General features: G+C 74.5%; 13 protein-coding genes. 7 read left to right on the top strand and 6 right to left on the bottom strand.

What is annotated here, in order from left to right:
- Positions 1-103: 103 nt before the first annotated feature.
- The 5 genes from GA0070616_RS10215 to GA0070616_RS10195 all read left to right on the top strand — a co-directional run bounded on the left by GA0070616_RS10215 (position 104) and on the right by GA0070616_RS10195 (position 4,305).
- Positions 104-889: a DeoR/GlpR family DNA-binding transcription regulator gene (locus GA0070616_RS10215; RefSeq protein ID WP_091079973.1), complete on the top strand. Its 786-nt coding sequence runs from the start codon at positions 104-106 to the stop codon at positions 887-889.
- Positions 890-1,044: 155 nt separating this feature from the next.
- Positions 1,045-2,025 (top strand): ABC transporter ATP-binding protein, encoded by a 981-nt coding sequence (locus tag GA0070616_RS10210; protein WP_281188595.1) that lies wholly within the window; start codon positions 1,045-1,047, stop codon positions 2,023-2,025.
- Positions 2,022-3,038 (top strand): ABC transporter permease subunit, encoded by a 1,017-nt coding sequence (locus GA0070616_RS10205; protein WP_091090411.1) that lies wholly within the window; start codon positions 2,022-2,024, stop codon positions 3,036-3,038. The genes GA0070616_RS10210 and GA0070616_RS10205 overlap by 4 nt, the downstream gene beginning before the upstream one ends.
- A 155-nt stretch (positions 3,039-3,193) precedes the next feature.
- Complete coding sequence (locus GA0070616_RS28700; RefSeq protein WP_245712721.1) at positions 3,194-3,712, top strand: DUF3263 domain-containing protein; 519 nt, start codon at positions 3,194-3,196, stop codon at positions 3,710-3,712.
- Between the two features lie 83 nt (positions 3,713-3,795).
- Positions 3,796-4,305 (top strand): GNAT family N-acetyltransferase, encoded by a 510-nt coding sequence (locus GA0070616_RS10195; protein WP_091079966.1) that lies wholly within the window; start codon positions 3,796-3,798, stop codon positions 4,303-4,305.
- A gap of 47 nt (positions 4,306-4,352) precedes the next feature.
- On the opposite strand, the gene GA0070616_RS10190 is transcribed toward GA0070616_RS10195, so the two are convergent.
- From GA0070616_RS10190 to GA0070616_RS10165, 6 genes are read right to left on the bottom strand one after another with little or no spacing between them, the layout of a single operon-like run.
- Positions 4,353-6,677 (bottom strand): AAA family ATPase, encoded by a 2,325-nt coding sequence (locus GA0070616_RS10190; RefSeq protein ID WP_091079962.1) that lies wholly within the window; start codon positions 6,675-6,677, stop codon positions 4,353-4,355.
- A 40-nt stretch (positions 6,678-6,717) separates the two neighbouring features.
- Positions 6,718-7,437, bottom strand: a complete 720-nt coding sequence (locus GA0070616_RS10185) for a GTP-binding protein (protein WP_091079959.1) — start codon at positions 7,435-7,437, stop codon at positions 6,718-6,720.
- The gene (locus tag GA0070616_RS10180; protein WP_091079955.1) at positions 7,415-7,882 is read right to left on the bottom strand and encodes a DUF742 domain-containing protein; all 468 of its coding nucleotides are present in this window, start codon (positions 7,880-7,882) and stop codon (positions 7,415-7,417) included. The genes GA0070616_RS10185 and GA0070616_RS10180 overlap by 23 nt, the downstream gene beginning before the upstream one ends.
- Entirely contained in the window at positions 7,879-8,355 is a 477-nt protein-coding gene (locus GA0070616_RS10175) for a roadblock/LC7 domain-containing protein (RefSeq protein ID WP_175440026.1), read from the bottom strand. The genes GA0070616_RS10180 and GA0070616_RS10175 overlap by 4 nt, the downstream gene beginning before the upstream one ends.
- Entirely contained in the window at positions 8,352-11,081 is a 2,730-nt protein-coding gene (locus GA0070616_RS10170; protein ID WP_091079952.1) for a sensor histidine kinase, read from the bottom strand. The genes GA0070616_RS10175 and GA0070616_RS10170 overlap by 4 nt, the downstream gene beginning before the upstream one ends.
- Positions 11,068-12,240: a hypothetical protein gene (locus tag GA0070616_RS10165; RefSeq protein WP_091079949.1), complete on the bottom strand. Its 1,173-nt coding sequence runs from the start codon at positions 12,238-12,240 to the stop codon at positions 11,068-11,070. Before GA0070616_RS10165 ends, GA0070616_RS10170 begins: the two co-directional genes overlap by 14 nt.
- 365 nt (positions 12,241-12,605) lie before the next feature.
- Between GA0070616_RS10165 and GA0070616_RS10160 the strand changes: the two genes are divergently transcribed.
- Positions 12,606-15,473, top strand: coding sequence for an alpha/beta fold hydrolase (locus tag GA0070616_RS10160; RefSeq protein ID WP_091079945.1), 2,868 nt, complete (start codon positions 12,606-12,608; stop codon positions 15,471-15,473).
- The gene (locus tag GA0070616_RS10155) at positions 15,473-16,405 is read left to right on the top strand and encodes an ABC transporter permease (protein WP_091079941.1); all 933 of its coding nucleotides are present in this window, start codon (positions 15,473-15,475) and stop codon (positions 16,403-16,405) included. Before GA0070616_RS10160 ends, GA0070616_RS10155 begins: the two co-directional genes overlap by 1 nt.
- Positions 16,406-16,531: the final 126 nt, after the last annotated feature.

Genomic DNA, 16,531 nt, shown 5'->3' with positions numbered 1-16,531 from the left:
CGCCCGGCGGATCGAGCAGCCGAGAGTTTTGCGCCATCCCAGTTTCGCGCACTAGTGTGCACGCAATCAATCACCGTGCGTGCAAGTCACTGGAGGCTCCGGGGTGGACCGCTACGCGAGATGGAACGCCCTGCTGGAGATGTTGACCGACAGCGGACGGGTCAGCGTCGAGGAGGCCGCCGGCCGGCTGGACGTCTCCCAGGCCACCATCCGGCGGGACTTCGACCAGCTCGCCCAGCAGCAGATGATCACCCGTACCCGGGGTGGCGCGGTGGCCAACGGGGTGTCGTACGACCTGCCGCTGCGCTACAAGACCGCCAAGCACTCGGCCGAGAAGCAGCGCATCGGTGCCGCCGCCGCCGCGCTGGTCACCCCCGGCACGGTGGTCGGTCTCAACGGCGGCACCACCAGCACCGAGGTGGCCCGCGCCCTGGCCGTGCGGCCCGACCTGAACACCAACGCCGAGGGTGCGCAGCTCACCGTGGTCACCAACGCGCTGAACATCGCCAACGAGTTGCTGGTCCGCTCGCGGATGAAGGTCGTGGTGGCCGGCGGGGTGGTGCGGCCCAAGTCGTTCGAGCTGGTCGGCCCGCTGGGCGGGGCCCTGCTGCGCGAGGTCACCCTGGACGTGGCCCTGCTCGGCGTGGACGCCATCGACCCGCAGCTCGGCGCCGCCGCCCACCACGAGGGTGAGGCGGCGATGAACAATCTGATGGTGGCCCGTGCCAAGCGGGTGGTCATCATCGCGGACTCGTCCAAGCTGGGCGGTCACGCCTTCGCCCGGATCTGCCCCGTGGACCGGGTCGAGACGCTGGTCACCGACTCCGGGGCCGCCCCCGACGTGGTGGAGGCGTTCCGCGCCGCCGGCGTGCACGTGATCTGCGCCTGACCTCACTCTCCGTCGCCGACGTCACACCGTCGGCGGTTCTCGGCGTGGCGGTGCATACCCGGTATTGCCTTCGCCTGCATACCACGTATGGTGTGGCCTGACTCGTTCACCTACGGGGGAGGTGCAGCTTGCCAGCTGTCCTGGAAATCGAAGGTCTGCGTAAGACGTACAAGAGTCGCCGGCGCGGCACCCGCCACGCCCTGGACGGCTTCGACATGCGGGTCGAGGCGGGGCAGGTGCACGGCTTCCTCGGCCCCAACGGCTCCGGCAAGACGACCACGCTGCGTACGCTGCTCGGGCTGATCAGCCCCGACGGCGGGCGGATGTCGATCCTCGGCCACGAGGTGCCCGCCGCCCTGCCGCAGGTCGCCGGCCAGGTCGGCGCGATCGTCGAGAGCCCGCAGTTCTTTCCGCACTTCACCGCCCGGGACACCCTGTCCCTGTTGGCCGGTGCGGGCGAGGTGCCGCAGCAGCGCGTCGACGAGGTGCTGGAACTGGTCGGGCTGCGCGACCGGGCCGGCGAGCGGGTCAGAACGTACTCGCTCGGCATGAAACAGCGGCTGGCGGTCGCCTCGGCCCTGCTGAAGAACCCGAAGCTGCTGATCCTCGACGAGCCGGCCAACGGTCTCGACCCCGGCGGCATCCGGGAGATGCGCACCCTCATGCGCACCCTCGCCGAATCCGGGATGACGGTGGTGCTGTCCAGCCACATTCTCGGCGAGATCCAGCTCATCTGCGACTCGGTCACCATCATCTCGCTGGGCCAGCGGGTCGCCTTCGGGCCCGTCGAGGAGGTGCTGGCGCAGCACTCCTCCGGCGCGGTGCGGGTCCGCCTGGAGGCGGTCACCGACCTGCCCGCCGCCGCCGACGCGCTGACCCGCGCCGGCATCCGGGTCACCGGGCAACCCGACCACCTGATGCTCGCCGGCGTCGACAAACCTGCCGTGGTCACCCGACTGCTGGCCGAGCAGGGGCTCTACGTCAGCGAGCTGTCACCGGTCGCCGTCGACCTGGAGAGCGTCTTCCTCGAACTGACCGCCACCGCGCCGGTTCCCGGCCAGCACCGGCAGGTCGACCAGTCCACGAAGGTCGGTGGGGCGGAGTCCGCGTTCACCGCAGGAGGGTGGGGCGCGTGAGCCTCTTCCGTACCGAGCTGCGCCGGCTCGCCAAGCGCCGCTTCGCCCGCTTCGCCACGCTCGCCGGCCTGCTGGTGCTGGCCGCCGTGCTGGCCGGGATGTTCTTCACCAACCAGAAGATCGACGCCGCGCAGCTCGCCAAGGCCGAACGCGCCGCCGAGGCCGAATACCAGAGCCAGTTGCGCTACGTCGAGCAGCACCGGACGGAGTGCGAGCAGGCCAAGGCCGCGGGCACCGCCGACGAGCAGCGCTTCCCGGCCGACTGCGCCGACATCACCCCGGCCCCCCGGGAGTCCTTCCAGGCCGAGTGGCACCTGCCCCCGACCTTCGTGTTCCGGGACGGCTTCGGCGAGATGGTCATCCCGTTCGCGGCGATCATGGCGCTCATCGGGTTCGTCGTCGGGGCCTCCTTCGTCGGTGCCGAGTGGAGCACCGGCGGGATGATGAACCTGCTGCTGTGGCGGCCGAAGCGGCTCACCGTCCTGCTGACCAAGCTCGGCGCGCTGCTCACCGGCCTGCTCGCGGTGGCCCTGCCCACCGCCGTGCTCTGGGCCGCCGGCTTCTGGCTGGTCGCCACCTTCCGGGGCAGCACGGAAGGGGTCACCTCCGGTGCGTGGCAGTCGTTCGCGCTCACCGGCCTGCGGGGGGTGACGCTGGCGCTGGTCGCGGCCATCATCGGGTTCGCGCTCGCCTCCCTCGGTCGGCACACCGCGATGGCGCTCGGCGGGGCGATCGGCGTGATGATCGTCGGCCAGGTCGGCCTGGGCATCCTGCTCGGCATGTCCGGGGTGCGCTTCCCCGAGGCCTGGCTGCTGCCGACCTACGTGTACGCCTGGATGGCCAAGAAGGTGGAGTTGCAGGACTGGGACGCCTGCAACGTCAGCTACACCGGCGAGTGTCAGCCCGACGTCCTGGAGATCACCTGGCAGCAGTCCTCGGTGCTGTTCGCCGTCGCCGTCACGGTGATCCTCGGAGCGGCCATGTGGTTCATGCGCCGGCGCGACATCACCTGAGCAACGGGGGACGGTCGCGGCCCGGGCAGGTGCCCGGGCCGCGGCCGTGCGCGTCGGATGCGACCGTCGCAGGCCCTGGTTAGGCTGGTGAGCCCCGGTTGGCGTCGCCCGGCCGGCCGCCCCGCCGCCGAGCCGGCCCGCCGTCAAGGAGCGCCATGCAGCCCGACGCCGCCCCGGCAACTCCCGAGCAGTCGTCGTCGGCCGGAGAGGCCGCCCCCGAGCCGTCGCCGGCCGGAGAGGGCGCCCCCGAGCCGTCGCCGGCCGGGAAGGCCGCCCCCGGCCAGCGGGCCGGAGGTGACCGTCCCGCCACCGTGCCCGCCCCCCGGCCGTCGCCCGACCCCGCGACGCCCTCGGTGCCCGCGCCCCGGGCCGCCCCGGCCACTCCCGCCGACCTGGTCGCCAGCGAGCGGAGCGGCGACGCCGCACCCGAGGACGCCCCCACCGGCGGCCTGACCGAGCGGGACCAGGCGATCCTCGCCTTCGAACGTCAGTGGTGGCGGCACGCCGGCGCGAAGGAACAGGCCATCCGTGACCGTTTCGACCTGTCCGCCACGCGCTACTACCAGCTGTTGAACGCGTTGCTGGACAATCCGGCCGCGCTCGCCGCCGACCCGGTGCTGGTCGGCCGGCTGCGGCGGCTGCGTTCGTCGCGGGCCCGCAGCCGGCGCCGCTGACGTCGGGTCTCCGGGTCGGCCGACCAGGCAGTTCACCGTCAACTGGCTGGACGTGGGCCGGTGGGGCGGGCAGACTCCGGCACGTGACGGGAACGGTGCGGCTGGAGCCGGTGGACGAGCGGAACCTGGAGTCGCTGCTGTCCGTGGCGGCTGCCGAGGCCGAGCCTGCCGACGTCATGCCACCGGTCGAGGCGCCGGCCGGTTGGTCGCACGCCCGCCGGGAGGCGTTCCGCGACTTCCACCGGGCCAGCTTCGCCGGTCTGGACGGGCCGACGCGTACCCGCATGTACGCCATCCTCGCCGGCGGTGAGGTGGTCGGCATGATCCGGATGACCCGCCGCGACGAGCCGGGCACCGTGGAGACGGGCCTGTGGCTGGGGCGTTCCGCCCGGGGCCAGGGCATCGGCCCGGCGGCCCTGCGGGAGTTGCTGAACCTGGCCGCGGCGGCCGGAATGCGACGAGTGGTGGCCGAGACCACGCGGGACAATCCCGGGGCGTTGTCGGCGTTGGCGAAGTGCGGGGCCGAGTTCCACGACCAGGACGGCGGCGTGCGGGCGGAGATCTGTCTGGATTCGACTCCGCCGGCGCCCTGATCGGCCTTCCGGGCCGACCCGGTCCGCCGCCGCCCACGGTGCGCGGCTCAGCCCGCCCGCTGCTGTGCGTACGCCGCCAGCCAGGCGACCTGGGCCGGATCCAGCGACGGCCGGACCCGGGACCGGGCGGCGGCCAGGTGCGCGCCGGTGACCGTGGACGCGGACAGCGACTCGCGCATGGCGGCCAACGCGGACTCGCGGACCAGCGCCGCGCAGTCCGCCGCCGAGAAGCCGTCCAGCTCCTCGCCCAGCGTGGACAGGTCGACGTCCGGGGCGAACGGCACGCCCCGGGAGGCGGCCCGGAGGATCTCCACCCGGGCCGGACCGTCCGGCGGCGGCACGTACACCAGCCGTTCCAGCCGGCCGGGGCGCAGCAGGGCCGGGTCGACCAGGTCGGGTCGGTTCGTCGCGCCGACGACCACCACGTTGCGCAGCGCCTCGATCCCGTCCAGCTCGGTCAGCAGCGCGGCCACCACCCGGTCGGCGGTGCCCCCGTCGGTGGCCTGGCCGCGTACCGGTGCCAGGGCGTCGACCTCGTCGAGGAAGATCAGCGTCGGCGCGGCCTCCCGGGCCCGGCGGAACAGCTCCCGCACGGCACGTTCGCTCTCACCGACCCACTTCGACATCAGCTCCGCGCCCTTGACCGAGAGCACGTTCGCCCGCCCCGACCCGGCCAACGCGGTGACCAGATACGTCTTGCCGCAGCCCGGTGGGCCGTAGAGCAGCACGCCGCGCGGCGGCTGCACCCCGAGCCGGGCGAACGTGTCCGGGTAGGTCAGCGGCCACAGCACCGACTCGGTCAGGGTCTGCTTCACCTCGACCAGGTCGCCCACGTCGTCCAGGGTCACCGACGCCAGTTCCAGCGTCGACCCGGCCATCGTGGTGGGCCGCACCACCTCCAACGCGGCCGTGAAGTCGGCCATCGCCACCGTCGGCGTCTCGGCCGACTTCTGCCGCAGCGCCGCCCGCACGCCGGCCTCCCGCACCAGCGCGGCCAGGTCGGCGGCGACGAACCCGGGCGTACGGCCCGCCACCTCGTCCAGCCGGACGTCCTCGGCCAGCGGCACCTGCCGGGTCAGCACGCCCAGTTGCTCGCGGCGCAGCGCCGGATCGGGCAGCGGGACGGTGATCCGCAGCGACAGCAGGTCCGGCGCGCGTAGCGCCGGGTCGACGGCCTCCGGGCGGCCGGTCGTGCAGACCACCGCCGCTCCGGCCCGTACGGTCTCCGCCAGCACCTGGCGGAACACGGTCGCCACCGGGCCGGCCTCCTCCGCCGGGGCCAGCGCCTCGACATCGGTCACCAGCAGCACCGCCGGCCCGTCGCCGGTCACGTCGGCGGCGGCGGCGCGCAGCCGTTCGGCGGCGGCGGTGTTGGTCAGCGCGGCCACCTCGGGTGCCCACACCGGCCGGATCCGGGCCCCTACCCGGGCCGCGACGGCCCGGACCAGCGCGGACTTGCCGGAGCCGGCAGGCCCGGCGAGCAGCACCCCGAGCGAGACGGTGGTGCCCAGCCGCCCCAGCACCTCCCTGTGGTGGAAGCCCAGATCGAGCAGTTCGGTCAGCTCCTGCGCCTGGCTGCGCAGGCCGGGCAGGTCCTCCAGGGAGGGGGCGTCGGCATCGGCGGGAGCGGTCCCGACGGCGTCGCGACCGTCCGCCGCCGCGACCCCCGGGTCGGCCCGGCCCCGGGATGCGGTCGCCGCGCCGCCGGCACCGCCGCCCGGGGCGTGGTTCGTCGGCCGTCCTGCGCCGGTCGGCCGTCCTGCCTCGGTCGGCCGCGCGCCGTCGGGGCCGTGCGTGGCGGGGCCGTGCTCCCAGCCGACCAGCGTGTCCATGGTGACCAGGGCACCGGGGCCCGGTTCGGCGGCCACCACCCGCAGCAGGGTGCTGGTCCAGGCGTAGCCGACGCGGCTGGACAGGCTGCGGCGGGCCGCCTCCACCAGGGAACGGGTGGAGGCGTCCGGCTGCACGTCCTGCGGCAGCAGCGAGACGTCGTCACCGGCGGTCACCGCCTTGCCGAGCAGGGCGAGTCGCAGCATCTCGGGGGAGACCGCCGCGACGACCCCGGCCGGGCCGGCGAGGACCACCCGCCGGGCGGCGACGACGGGGAGCGGGCTCACCGTCACCTGCCCGCCGTCGCGCACCCCGAGGTTGCCCAGCAGCAGGTCGTCGGCGTGCAGCAGGGCGGGGGCGGCGGTCGGCCCGGCCGCCGCGACGATGCCGGCGGTGACCCGCCGGCCGGTCAGGCGGACCGGGTCGCCGGGGCGGAGGGCCAGCGCGGTGAGCACCTCCGGGTGCAGCCGGACGACGCCCCGTCGGGCGTCCAGCGCGGCCGGCCGCAGGCGCGCGGTCAGGATCAGGTCGGGTTGCGCCACCGCCCGACCCTAGCCGCCCCGGTCACCTGCCTGACCAGGGTCAGGCGTCCCTGCCCCCGGTGGCCCGGTCCAGGGCCCGGTCGAGCACGACCAGCAGGGCGTCCCGCACCGACAGCCGGTCCCGGGCGTCGAACCGAACCAGGGGCACGTGTTCGCCGATGGCCAGTGCCCACCGGATCGACGGGAGATCGTGCGCCAGCCTGCCGTCGAAGGCGTTGACTCCCACCACGAAGGGCAGTCCCGCCTGCTCGAAGAAGTCGATCGCCGGGTAGCAGTCGTCGAGTCGGGCGGAGTCCACCACGACCAGTGCGCCGAGGGCACCCCGCGCCAGGTCGTCCCACATGAACCCGAACCGGGCCTGCCCCGGCGTGCCGAACAGGTACAGCTTGAGGCTGCGGTCGATGGTGACCCGCCCGAAGTCCATGGCGACGGTGGTGGTGGTCTTGTCGGCCCGGGAACCGGGGTCGTCCACGCCGATCCCGGCGCTGGTCATCTCCGCCTCGGTGGTCAGCGGGGAGATCTCGGAGATCGAGCCGACCGTGGTGGTCTTGCCGACCCCGAAGCCACCCGCGACCAGGATCTTGACCGGGATCGGCGGTGCCGTGGGCGGTGCGGCGGCCGGCCCGGTGGCCGGTGGTGGCGCCGCCCGGCCGACGGCGGGTGGGGGCGGGGTCGACCCGCCGTAGCGGGCGGTGGCGCTGTTGGCGGTCAGCCCGCCCAGCGGGACCACCGGCCAGTCAGGAGATCGCACGGAGTCCATCAATCACTCGCAGGATGATGTCGGGGTCGAGCGCGTCGTCGACGTCGCTGACGTGCACGTCCAGGTGCCCGGCGGCGCGCAGGTCGCCCACCAGGACCCGGGTGACGCCGAACTGCAGGCGGGTCTTCGCGGAGATCTCCGCGACCGAGATCGGCTCGCCGCACAGCGCGACGATCGCCTGGGACTCGGGGGTGAGCAGGGACGATCCGGTCGTGGCCCGGGCCGTGACCTGGGTTTCCAACCCGATCGCCGGGTCCGCCCCGGCGACCCGTCCGGCGGTCAGCACGAACGGTCGGGGCCCGGTGGGGCCGTCGGACTCCGGGTCCGGTCCGCCGGCCGTCGGCGCGCCCGCCCGACCCGCGTCGCCGGCCGGGCCGGACGAGCGCAGGTAGGGCCGGATCCGGACCACCGGGTCCGGATCCGCGCCGCCGACGTCGGAGGTCACTGCTGGACGGAGTTCTTGAGTTCGGCGATGAGACGGGGGGTGAGGGCGCCGCCGGCCCGGCCGGCGAAGAGGGTCATCTCGTACGCGACGGTGCCCAGGTTCGCCGAGCGGTCGGCGACCACCCCCAGCACGGAGCCGCTGCTGATCGCGCTGATCAGCAGGTAGCCCTCGGCCATGTCCACGATGACGCGGTTCAGGCCGCCCAGCGCGTACCAGCTCGCCGCGCCGCCGGCGAGGCTGGTCATGCCGGACACCACCGCCGCGAGCCGCTCCGCGTTGGACCGGTCCTTGATCGCCGACATGGCCATCAGCAGGCCGTCCGACGATACGGCGATGGCCTCCAGCACCCCGGCGGTGCTGGAGGTGAAGGAGTCCAGCAGCCAGTTGAAGGTGCGTGCCTCCGCGCTGAGGTCACCGGCCGCGCCCGGCGGGTTCTGCTGGTCGAGGTTGTCGTGCAGGAAGGGGCTGGTCACCGTGTCGATCCCTCTTCGTTCTGGCGATCTGGACTGACTTCACGCAGAGCGCGGGCGACGCCCGCCTCGAATTCGCTGACGAGCTGGCGGACCTCGCTGGGGTCCCCCGGGTGGCCGTTGGGCCGTGGCGCGCTGGGTGCCGTCACGGACAGGTTCGCGCCGGGCACCCGACGGCTCAACGGGGCCCGTCCGGCACCCTCGGAGGGCTGCCCGCCGGTGCGTTCGGCCTGGCGTACCCCGGACTCGACGGCCTCGACGAGCGCGCGGGCGTCCGCCGCGTCGGTGCCGACGGCGTCGACCGGCCGGACCTGCGGGCCGGGTGGCGGCAGGCTGGCCCCGGGCACCCGCCGGCGGACGCCGGCGGTGCCGAACCCCGTGGCGTCGGCCGGTGGCCCGCCCAAGGTTCCGGCGGGGGTGCCGGTCGTGGCGGGGGCAGCGGTGGGCCGGCGGGGCAGGCCCGCGCCGGTCAGGGCGTGCGGGGCGGCCGGTGCGCCGCCGGGCCCGGCCGCCGGGGCGAGGGCCACGACGGCCGACGGCGCGGCGTCCGGGCCGAGGTCGGCCGGGGGTCGTCCCGCGACGGGCGCCGCTCGGCGGCCGGTGCGGGAGGTGGCGGGCGGTTCCGGGTCCCCGCCGTCGGGTTGCTCGGCCGGGGCGGTTCCGGTGGCGAAGGCGTCCCACGTCTCGCCGGCCGCCATGCTCCGGGTCGCGCGGCTGAGCAGGGAGTCTTCGAAGGCGGCCGGGGCGGGGGGCTGATCCGCGGGAACCGCGGTCAGCGCCAGCCCGCCCCGGGCGGTGTCGGGCGCACCGGCGGGGGAGCGCCGGTCGCGGGCCGGCACCGCCGCCCGGGCCACGGTCGCGCCGACCCGGTCGGCACGCCGCACCACCAACGACGCCTCAGGAATGTCCATCCGGGCGGTCACCCCGCCGCCGGTGGTCGGGACGAGTTCCACCGCCCAACCGTGCCGGCGGGCCAGCCGGCCCACCACGAAGAGCCCGAGCACCTCGGTGGGGGCGAGGTCGAGGCGTTCCCGCCGGGTCAGCCGGGCGTTCTCCTCGGCCAGTCGTTCCTCGGACATGCCGATGCCGTGGTCGACCACGGTCAGCCGCGCGCCCGTGTCGGTCAGTTCGCCGCCGACCACCACCCGGGTGTGCGGTGGGGAGAACGCGGTGGCGTTCTCCATCAGCTCGGCCAGGGCCAGCACGAGGTCACCGACGGTGCCGGGAGCGGCCGAGAGACCGGCGGGGACCTGAACGTCGACCCGGGTGAAGTCCTCGATCTCGCCGAGGGCCAGCCGGACGACGTCGCCCAGCGGGACGGGCGTCACGTGCGGGTCGGCACCCGTGGAGCCGGAGAGCACCACCAGGTTGCCGGCGTTGCGGCGCAGGCGGCTGGAGATGTGGTCGAGGCGGTACAGGTGTTCCAGCCGGCCCGGGTCGGTCTCCTGCCGTTCCAGCCGGTCGATCAGGGCGATCTGCCGGCCCACCAGGTTCTGCGTGCGCCGCCCGACGTGCCCGAACATCTGGGCGACGTTGCGCCGGCCGGCGACCTGCCGCTCGACCAGCCGGGCGGCCGTGGTCTGCACCCGGTCGAAGGCCCGGGCCAGGTCGCCGATCTCGTCCCGGGCCCGCACGTCGACGGTGTCGAGGCGGACGGGCGGAACGGACTCGGCGTCGTCGTCGGCGACCCGTACCAGCTCGGCCTCGGCGACCCGGGCCACCCGGTCGGCGGACAGGGTGAGGCGGGTCAGCGGCCGGGCGACCGTGCGGGCCACCGCCGCGCTCAGCAGCACCACCGCCGCGAGGATCAGCGCGGCGGCGCTGCCGACGAGCCAGGCGGCGGTCAGGGCGCGTCGCTGCTCGTCGTTCACCTCGGCGATGACGTCGGCGACGATCTTCTTCTCCACGAACTGGCCGAGGGTGATCATCGTGCGGGCCGCGGGGAAGAGGGCGTCCAGCGGCACGTCCCGCACCGCGCCGGTCGGGTCGACCATGCTGGCCCGGAGGAAGTCGGGGCTGGTGCGGGCCTGCACGGCCGCGTCGTTGAGCATCGCGAGCTGCAACTGCTCGGGGGTGACCAGGCTACGGAACCGCTGGTTGTCCACGTTCAGGGCGGCCATGCAGGCGGCGTACCCGAGGATCGCCTGCGGGTCGTCGGTCGCCTTGACCAGCACGATGAGTGCGGCGCAGCGGCCCAGCGCCTCGTCGACGCGCAGCAGCCCGTCCAGGGCCAGCACCTGCTGCCCGGCGGCGGTGTTGGTGTCCACCTGGAAGGGCAGGCGCAGTGCGGTGATCAGGCCCAGGTTGACCGGACTGTAGGCGGCCAACACGTCGTAGGGGGTGGCGACCCCGGCGAGCACCGCGGTGCGGACGTCGGTGAGGGTGCGGACGGCGTCGAGTGCGGCGTCGACCTCGGCCGGCAGTTGCTCGCCCCGCTCGGCGCGCAGGTCGGCGACCCGGTCGTCCACGGTGGCCGACTTGAGCACCAGTTCGGTGCGGTCGACCCGGCCGAGCAGCAGACCGACCGAGAGGATGCGTTCCTGTTGCAGGTCCTGCACGAGGCTGCCGATCCGGCTGGCGACGCGGACCCGTTCGGCGATCTCGCCGGCGCGCTGCGCGGCGGAGACCCGGTCGAGGACCACGGGCACGGCGAGCATCACCATGCTCAGCAGCGGGATGACCACCAGCAGCGCGAGCTTGCCGCGGATCCGGAGCCTACCGAGCAGCATCGAAGGCCCTCCACTGGGTGGGTTCGGGCTCGCGTCCGGCGATCGCCGGGGTGAGCGGCTCCGCCGACCACGGTGCGACGGTCGACGGGATCTCGGCCTCCCGCTGGGCCTGCTGCTGCCGGCGGGCCTCGGCGGCGCGTCGGGCGGCCCGGCGGGCGGCGGCGACCAGCACGCCGCCGAGCGCGGCCAGCAGCACCAGGGCCAGGGCGGCTCCGGCCAGGGCCAGCCGGCGATCGGTGTCGAGGCCGTCGACGCGGTCGGCGAGCGCCGCGTCGAGTTCGTCGAGGATGACGGGGCCGAGGTCGGTGGCGGTGGACTGGGCGGTGGCCCGGGCCGCGCCGAGGGGGCCCGGATCGATCGTGCTGCCGCGGCCGGTGGGCTGCGAGTAGGCGGCCATCGCCTCGACGGACCGCTGGTAGGTGTCCAGCGGGGTGAGCACGTTGGTGCCCAGGTCGGTGCTCTCCGAGGTGTCGAGCGCGGCACGCAGGTCGGTGACGACCCCGGTGGCCGTGGCCAGGGTGGCGGTCCGCTGGCCGGCGAGTTCGGCGAGGGTGCGGTCCCGGTCGGCGGCGGGCCTGCGGGTGGCGAGCAGGGCCAGGTCGGACAGCCGGCCGGCGGCGACCACGGCGGTCGGCAGGTCCTGTCCGACGGCGTCCTGGAGGAAGAACGAGTCGGTGCGGGGGTCCCGGATCAGGCCGGAGCTCTCCCGTACCTTCCGGTAGAGCTCCAACAGCAGGTCGGTGACCTCCCCGTACGCCGTGAAGGCCGCCACCGGGTCGCCCGGTGCCCGGCCCCGCAGCGCCTCGATCCGGGCCCGCAGCCCCGCCCAGCGCTCCTGGGTGCGCAGTTCCTCGCCGAGCCGCGCGTCGACGGCGGCGGCCTCCTCGACGGCGCGGGTCAGTGCCGCACCGTTGCCGGGTTGCCCGGAGACGGCGGCGGTCTGCGCGGTGGCCAGGGCGTCGGTGACGGGGCCCAGGGCGCGCAGGTACTCCACGCCGAGCCGTTCGCGGGCGGCCAGGTCCCGGTCGTCGCCGATGAGCTGCCAGGTCTGGCCGAAGAGCAGGGCCAGCGGTGCCAGCACGGCCACGACCAGCAGGATCGGCAGCGCGCGGCCCGGCAGGGAGGGTCGGCGACGGACCCGCGGCGCGGGGACTGTCATGGGTCTGTCTCCTCCGGCGGGCGGGAGAGGGCGGCGGGTGCGGGGTGGTCCCGTGCACCGGACCGGAAAACTAGTCGACTTGTGCTGGTCTGTTCCCGCCCACCGTCAGTCAGTTGCGTGTCACTTGGCGCGAAGTCACCAGTCGCTCATCCGGTGGACACGCTGGGTGGGTCCGGAGGGGGCGAGATGGATGGATGAAGGTTGATTTCCGAGGAAGATCGGAATTCACGTGATCCGAATTCAACTCGCTGGGACGGTGACGGACGTGGATCGGGTGGCCTGGTCGGAGCGCCGATCGGGTCGCTCGGCTGGCCGGACGGCGGATCCCAGCTAACGTTCAGGAAGCGGGCCGTAGCGTGTGCGGCATGAGATCGCCGTTGTCGGCCGCCCGGGTGCGGCGCGTCCTGTCCACCCGGCGGCGCGTGGTCGCCGCCTCGGTGGTCGTCGTGCTGCTCGCCGCCGCCGTGGCCTGGCTGGCACGCCCGCAGGATCCCCGGGTGCGCACCGAGGCCGCCATGCTCACGGTCCGCTCCGGGCCGTCGGGCGACGAACCGGTCGACCTGGACACGACGCTCTACCTCCCCGAGGGCGCTTCCGCCCGCGAGAGGGTTCCGGCCGTGCTGCTGGCGCACGGCTTCGGCGGGACCAAGGAGTCGGTGCGGACCGACGCGGAGGAGTTCGCCGGGCGTGGCTACGCCGTGCTGACCTGGACGGCCCGCGGGTTCGGCCGCAGCGGCGGTCAGATCCACCTGGACGACCCCGACCACGAGGTACGCGACGCGCAGCGCCTGCTCGACTGGCTGGCCGCCCGGCCGGAGGTCGCGACCGACGCCGAGGGGGATCCGAAGGTCGGCGTGGTCGGCGGCTCGTACGGCGGAGGGCTGGCCCTGCTGCTGGCCGCCCAGGACCAGCGGGTCGACGCGATCGTTCCGATGATCACCTGGAACGACCTGTCCCGCGCCTTCCTGCCGGAGAGCACCGGGGGCGACCCGACCCAGGGCGTGTTCAAGAAGGGCTGGGCCGGCCTGTTCTTCGGTGGCGGCGGCAACGTCGGCTCGGGACCGGCCGGGATCTCCGGCAGCACCGAGGAGCAGCCGCAGGGGGCGCCCGCCGACGCCGGTCCGCCCAGCCCCGGTCCGGGCGCCGGCCCGGGAACGGGGCCGACCGGCGCTCCGGCCCGTACGGCGGACCCGGCCTGTGGGCGGTTCGCGGCCGACGTGTGCGCCGCGTACCTGCGGATCGCCACCACCGGCCGGGCCGACCAGGCGGCGGTCGACCGGTTGCGGCGCAGCAGCCCGGCCGGCGTGCTGGACCGGATCACCGCACCCACCCTGCTGGTGCAGGGGGAGGCGGACACCCTGTTCCCGCTGAGTGAGGCCGACGCCAACGCCCGGGGCATCGCCGCGAACGGCACCCCGGTGCGGGTCGCCTGGTTCACCGGCGGCCACGACGGGGGGGAGGGCCCGCAGACCGACTCCGACCGGGTGAGGTTCCTGACCGTGCAGTGGCTCGACCACTACGTCAAGGGTGCGGGCGAGCCACCCGGCGACGACTTCACCTGGTCCCGGATCGCCGGGTTCGACGCTCTCGACCGGGGTTTGGTGGCCACCGGCTACCGCACCTCCGACTACCCCGGCACGTCCGGTGACGGTCGCCGCGAGGTGGCCGTGTCGGGCCCGGCGCAGCCGGTGGCGAACCCGCCGGACGGCAATCCGGCCGCGATCTCCTCGGTGCCGTTCGCGGGGGCGTTGTCCTCGCTGCTCGGCGGGGTGGCCGGCGACATCCCCGGCCAGCACGCCCGGTTCGAGTCGGCTCCGCTGGACGATGCGGTCGACGTGGTCGGCGCGCCCACCGTGTCGATCCGGGCGGCCTCGCCGACCGGCGAGGCGGTGCTCTTCGTCAAGCTCTACGACGTCAGCCCCGACGGTGCGGCGACCCTGCCGAACGGGCTGGTCGCGCCGGTGCGGCTCACCGGCCTGCCCGCCGACGTCTCGGCCGCCCGGCCGGTCACGGTGACGCTGCCGGCGATCGTGCGCCGCATCGAGGCCGGGCACCGGCTGCGGCTCGTGGTCGCCACCTCCGACCAGGCGTACGCCACGCCGGTCGAGCCGACCGTCTACACCGTCGCCGCGGGGGACGGCCCGGTGGTCCTGCCCACGGTCGACGGGACGGTGATCCCGACCACCGCCGTGATCTGGCGCTGGGTGCTGGCGGGCCTGCTCGCCGCGATCGCGGTGGGGCTCGTCGTGCTCGTCGCGCTGCTGCGCCGCCGGCACCGTCGCCAGGACAGCTCCGTGCATCCGGCGTACGCGGACGTCCCGCTGGCCGTACGCGAGCTGCGCAAGGAGTACGCGGACGGCTTCGTCGCGGTGTCCCGGGTCGACTTCGAGGTGCACCCGGGCCAGGTGGTGGGTCTGCTGGGCCCCAACGGAGCCGGCAAGACCACCACCCTGCGGGTGCTGATGGGGCTGACCCAGCCCACGGCCGGTGAGATCTACGTGTTCGGTCACCGGCTGGTGCCCGGCTCGCCGGTGCTCTCGCGGATCGGTGCCCTGGTCGAGGGGCCCGGTTTCCTGCCGCACCTGTCGGGTCTTGAGAACCTGAAGGCGTACTGGCGGGCGACCGGCCGTCCGTGGCAGGACGCGCACTTCGACGAGGCGCTGGAGATCGCCGGGCTCGGGGCGTCGGTGCACCGCCGGATCAGGAACTACAGCCACGGCATGAAGCAGCGCCTCGCCATCGCGCAGGCCATGCTGGGCCTGCCGGAACTGCTGGTGCTCGACGAGCCGACCGACGGGCTGGACCCGCCACAGATCGCCGAGATGCGCCGGGTGCTCCAGCGCTACGCCACCGACGGGCGTGCGGTGCTGGTCTCCAGTCACCTGCTGGCGGAGGTCGAGCAGACCTGCACCCACGCCGTCGTGGTCAACAAGGGCCGGATCGTGGCCTCGGGGCCGGTCGAGGAGATCGTCGGCGAGTCGCCGAGCGTGCTGTTCGACGTCTCCGACCCGGCGGCTGCGCGGAGCGTCCTGGGCCGCCTGGACGGCGTCCGGGTGCTGCCGGACACCGAGGGGCAACTGGTGGTGGACACCAACGGCACCGCCCGCAGCGAGGTGGTGGCCGAGTTGGTCCGGGCCGGCATCGGAGTGGACCGGGTGGTGCCGAGGCGCCGGCTGGAGGACGCCTTCCTCGCCCTGGTGGGCGAGAACTCGCGCGGAAGTGGAGACCGGTGATGACGGGATCGACCGGGCAGCCGACGGCGGGCGGGGACCCGACCGGCGGGGCCACGCAGCAGGCGCCGGGCCGGTTCTCGCCGTCGGGGGCGGCGGCCGGCTACCGGCCGTCGGCCACCCTGCCCTTCGCCGCCGAGTTCCGCCGGCAGGCGTCGCGGCGCAGGACCCAGCTGGCGTTGGGTTTCATGGTGCTGCTGCCGCTGATCATCCTGATCGCCTTCCAGTTCGACACCGGCGACGACGACAACGGCCGGGGCGAGTTCGGCAGCCTCGTCGAGTTCGCCACCTCCGGCGGGCTGAACTTCACCCTGTTCACCATCTTCGTCTCCGCCTCGTTCCTGCTGGTCGTGGTGGTGGCGTTGTTCTGCGGTGACACGGTGGCCAGCGAGGCGAGCTGGGGCAGCCTGCGCTACCTGCTGGCGGTGCCGGTGCCCCGGGCCCGGCTGCTCGCGGTGAAGCTGCTGGTGGCGCTGGCGTACTCGGGCCTGGCGGTGGTGACGCTCGCCGGCACCGCCCTGCTGATCGGGACCCTGCGCTACGGCTGGGAGCCGCTGCGCAGCACCGTCGCCGCGCAGCTGGAGCCGGGCGAGGGGCTGCTGCGGCTGCTGGCGGTGCTCGGCTACCTGGCGATCGTGCTGCTGGTGGTGGCGGGGCTGGCGTTCCTGCTGTCGGTGACCACGGACGCCGCGCTCGGCGCGGTGGGCGGCGCGGTGCTGCTGTGGATCCTGTCCAGCATCCTGGATCAGATCACCGCGCTGGGCGCGATCCGGGCGTTCCTGCCCACCCACTTCAGCACCGCCTGGCTGGGGTTGCTGTCGACGCCGGTGCAGACCGACGACGTGGTGCGGGGGACCGTGTCGGCGGTCTGCTACGCGACGCTGTTCTGGGGGCTGGCGTTCTGGCGCTTCACCCGCAAGGACGTCACGAGCTGACCGGCCGGATCCGGCTTCCGCTCCCGGCACCCCTCGGCGCGTTCCGGCCGTGGGTTCGGGCGCGCGACGGGCGCCGCCCCACCCGCGCCGGGCGCCGCTCGACCGGGCCAGCGGGTGCCGTTATCG

The organism is Micromonospora nigra (assembly GCF_900091585.1).
GTDB lineage: Bacteria > Actinomycetota > Actinomycetes > Mycobacteriales > Micromonosporaceae > Micromonospora > Micromonospora nigra.
This window is presented reverse-complemented; position numbering and strand designations above follow the sequence as displayed.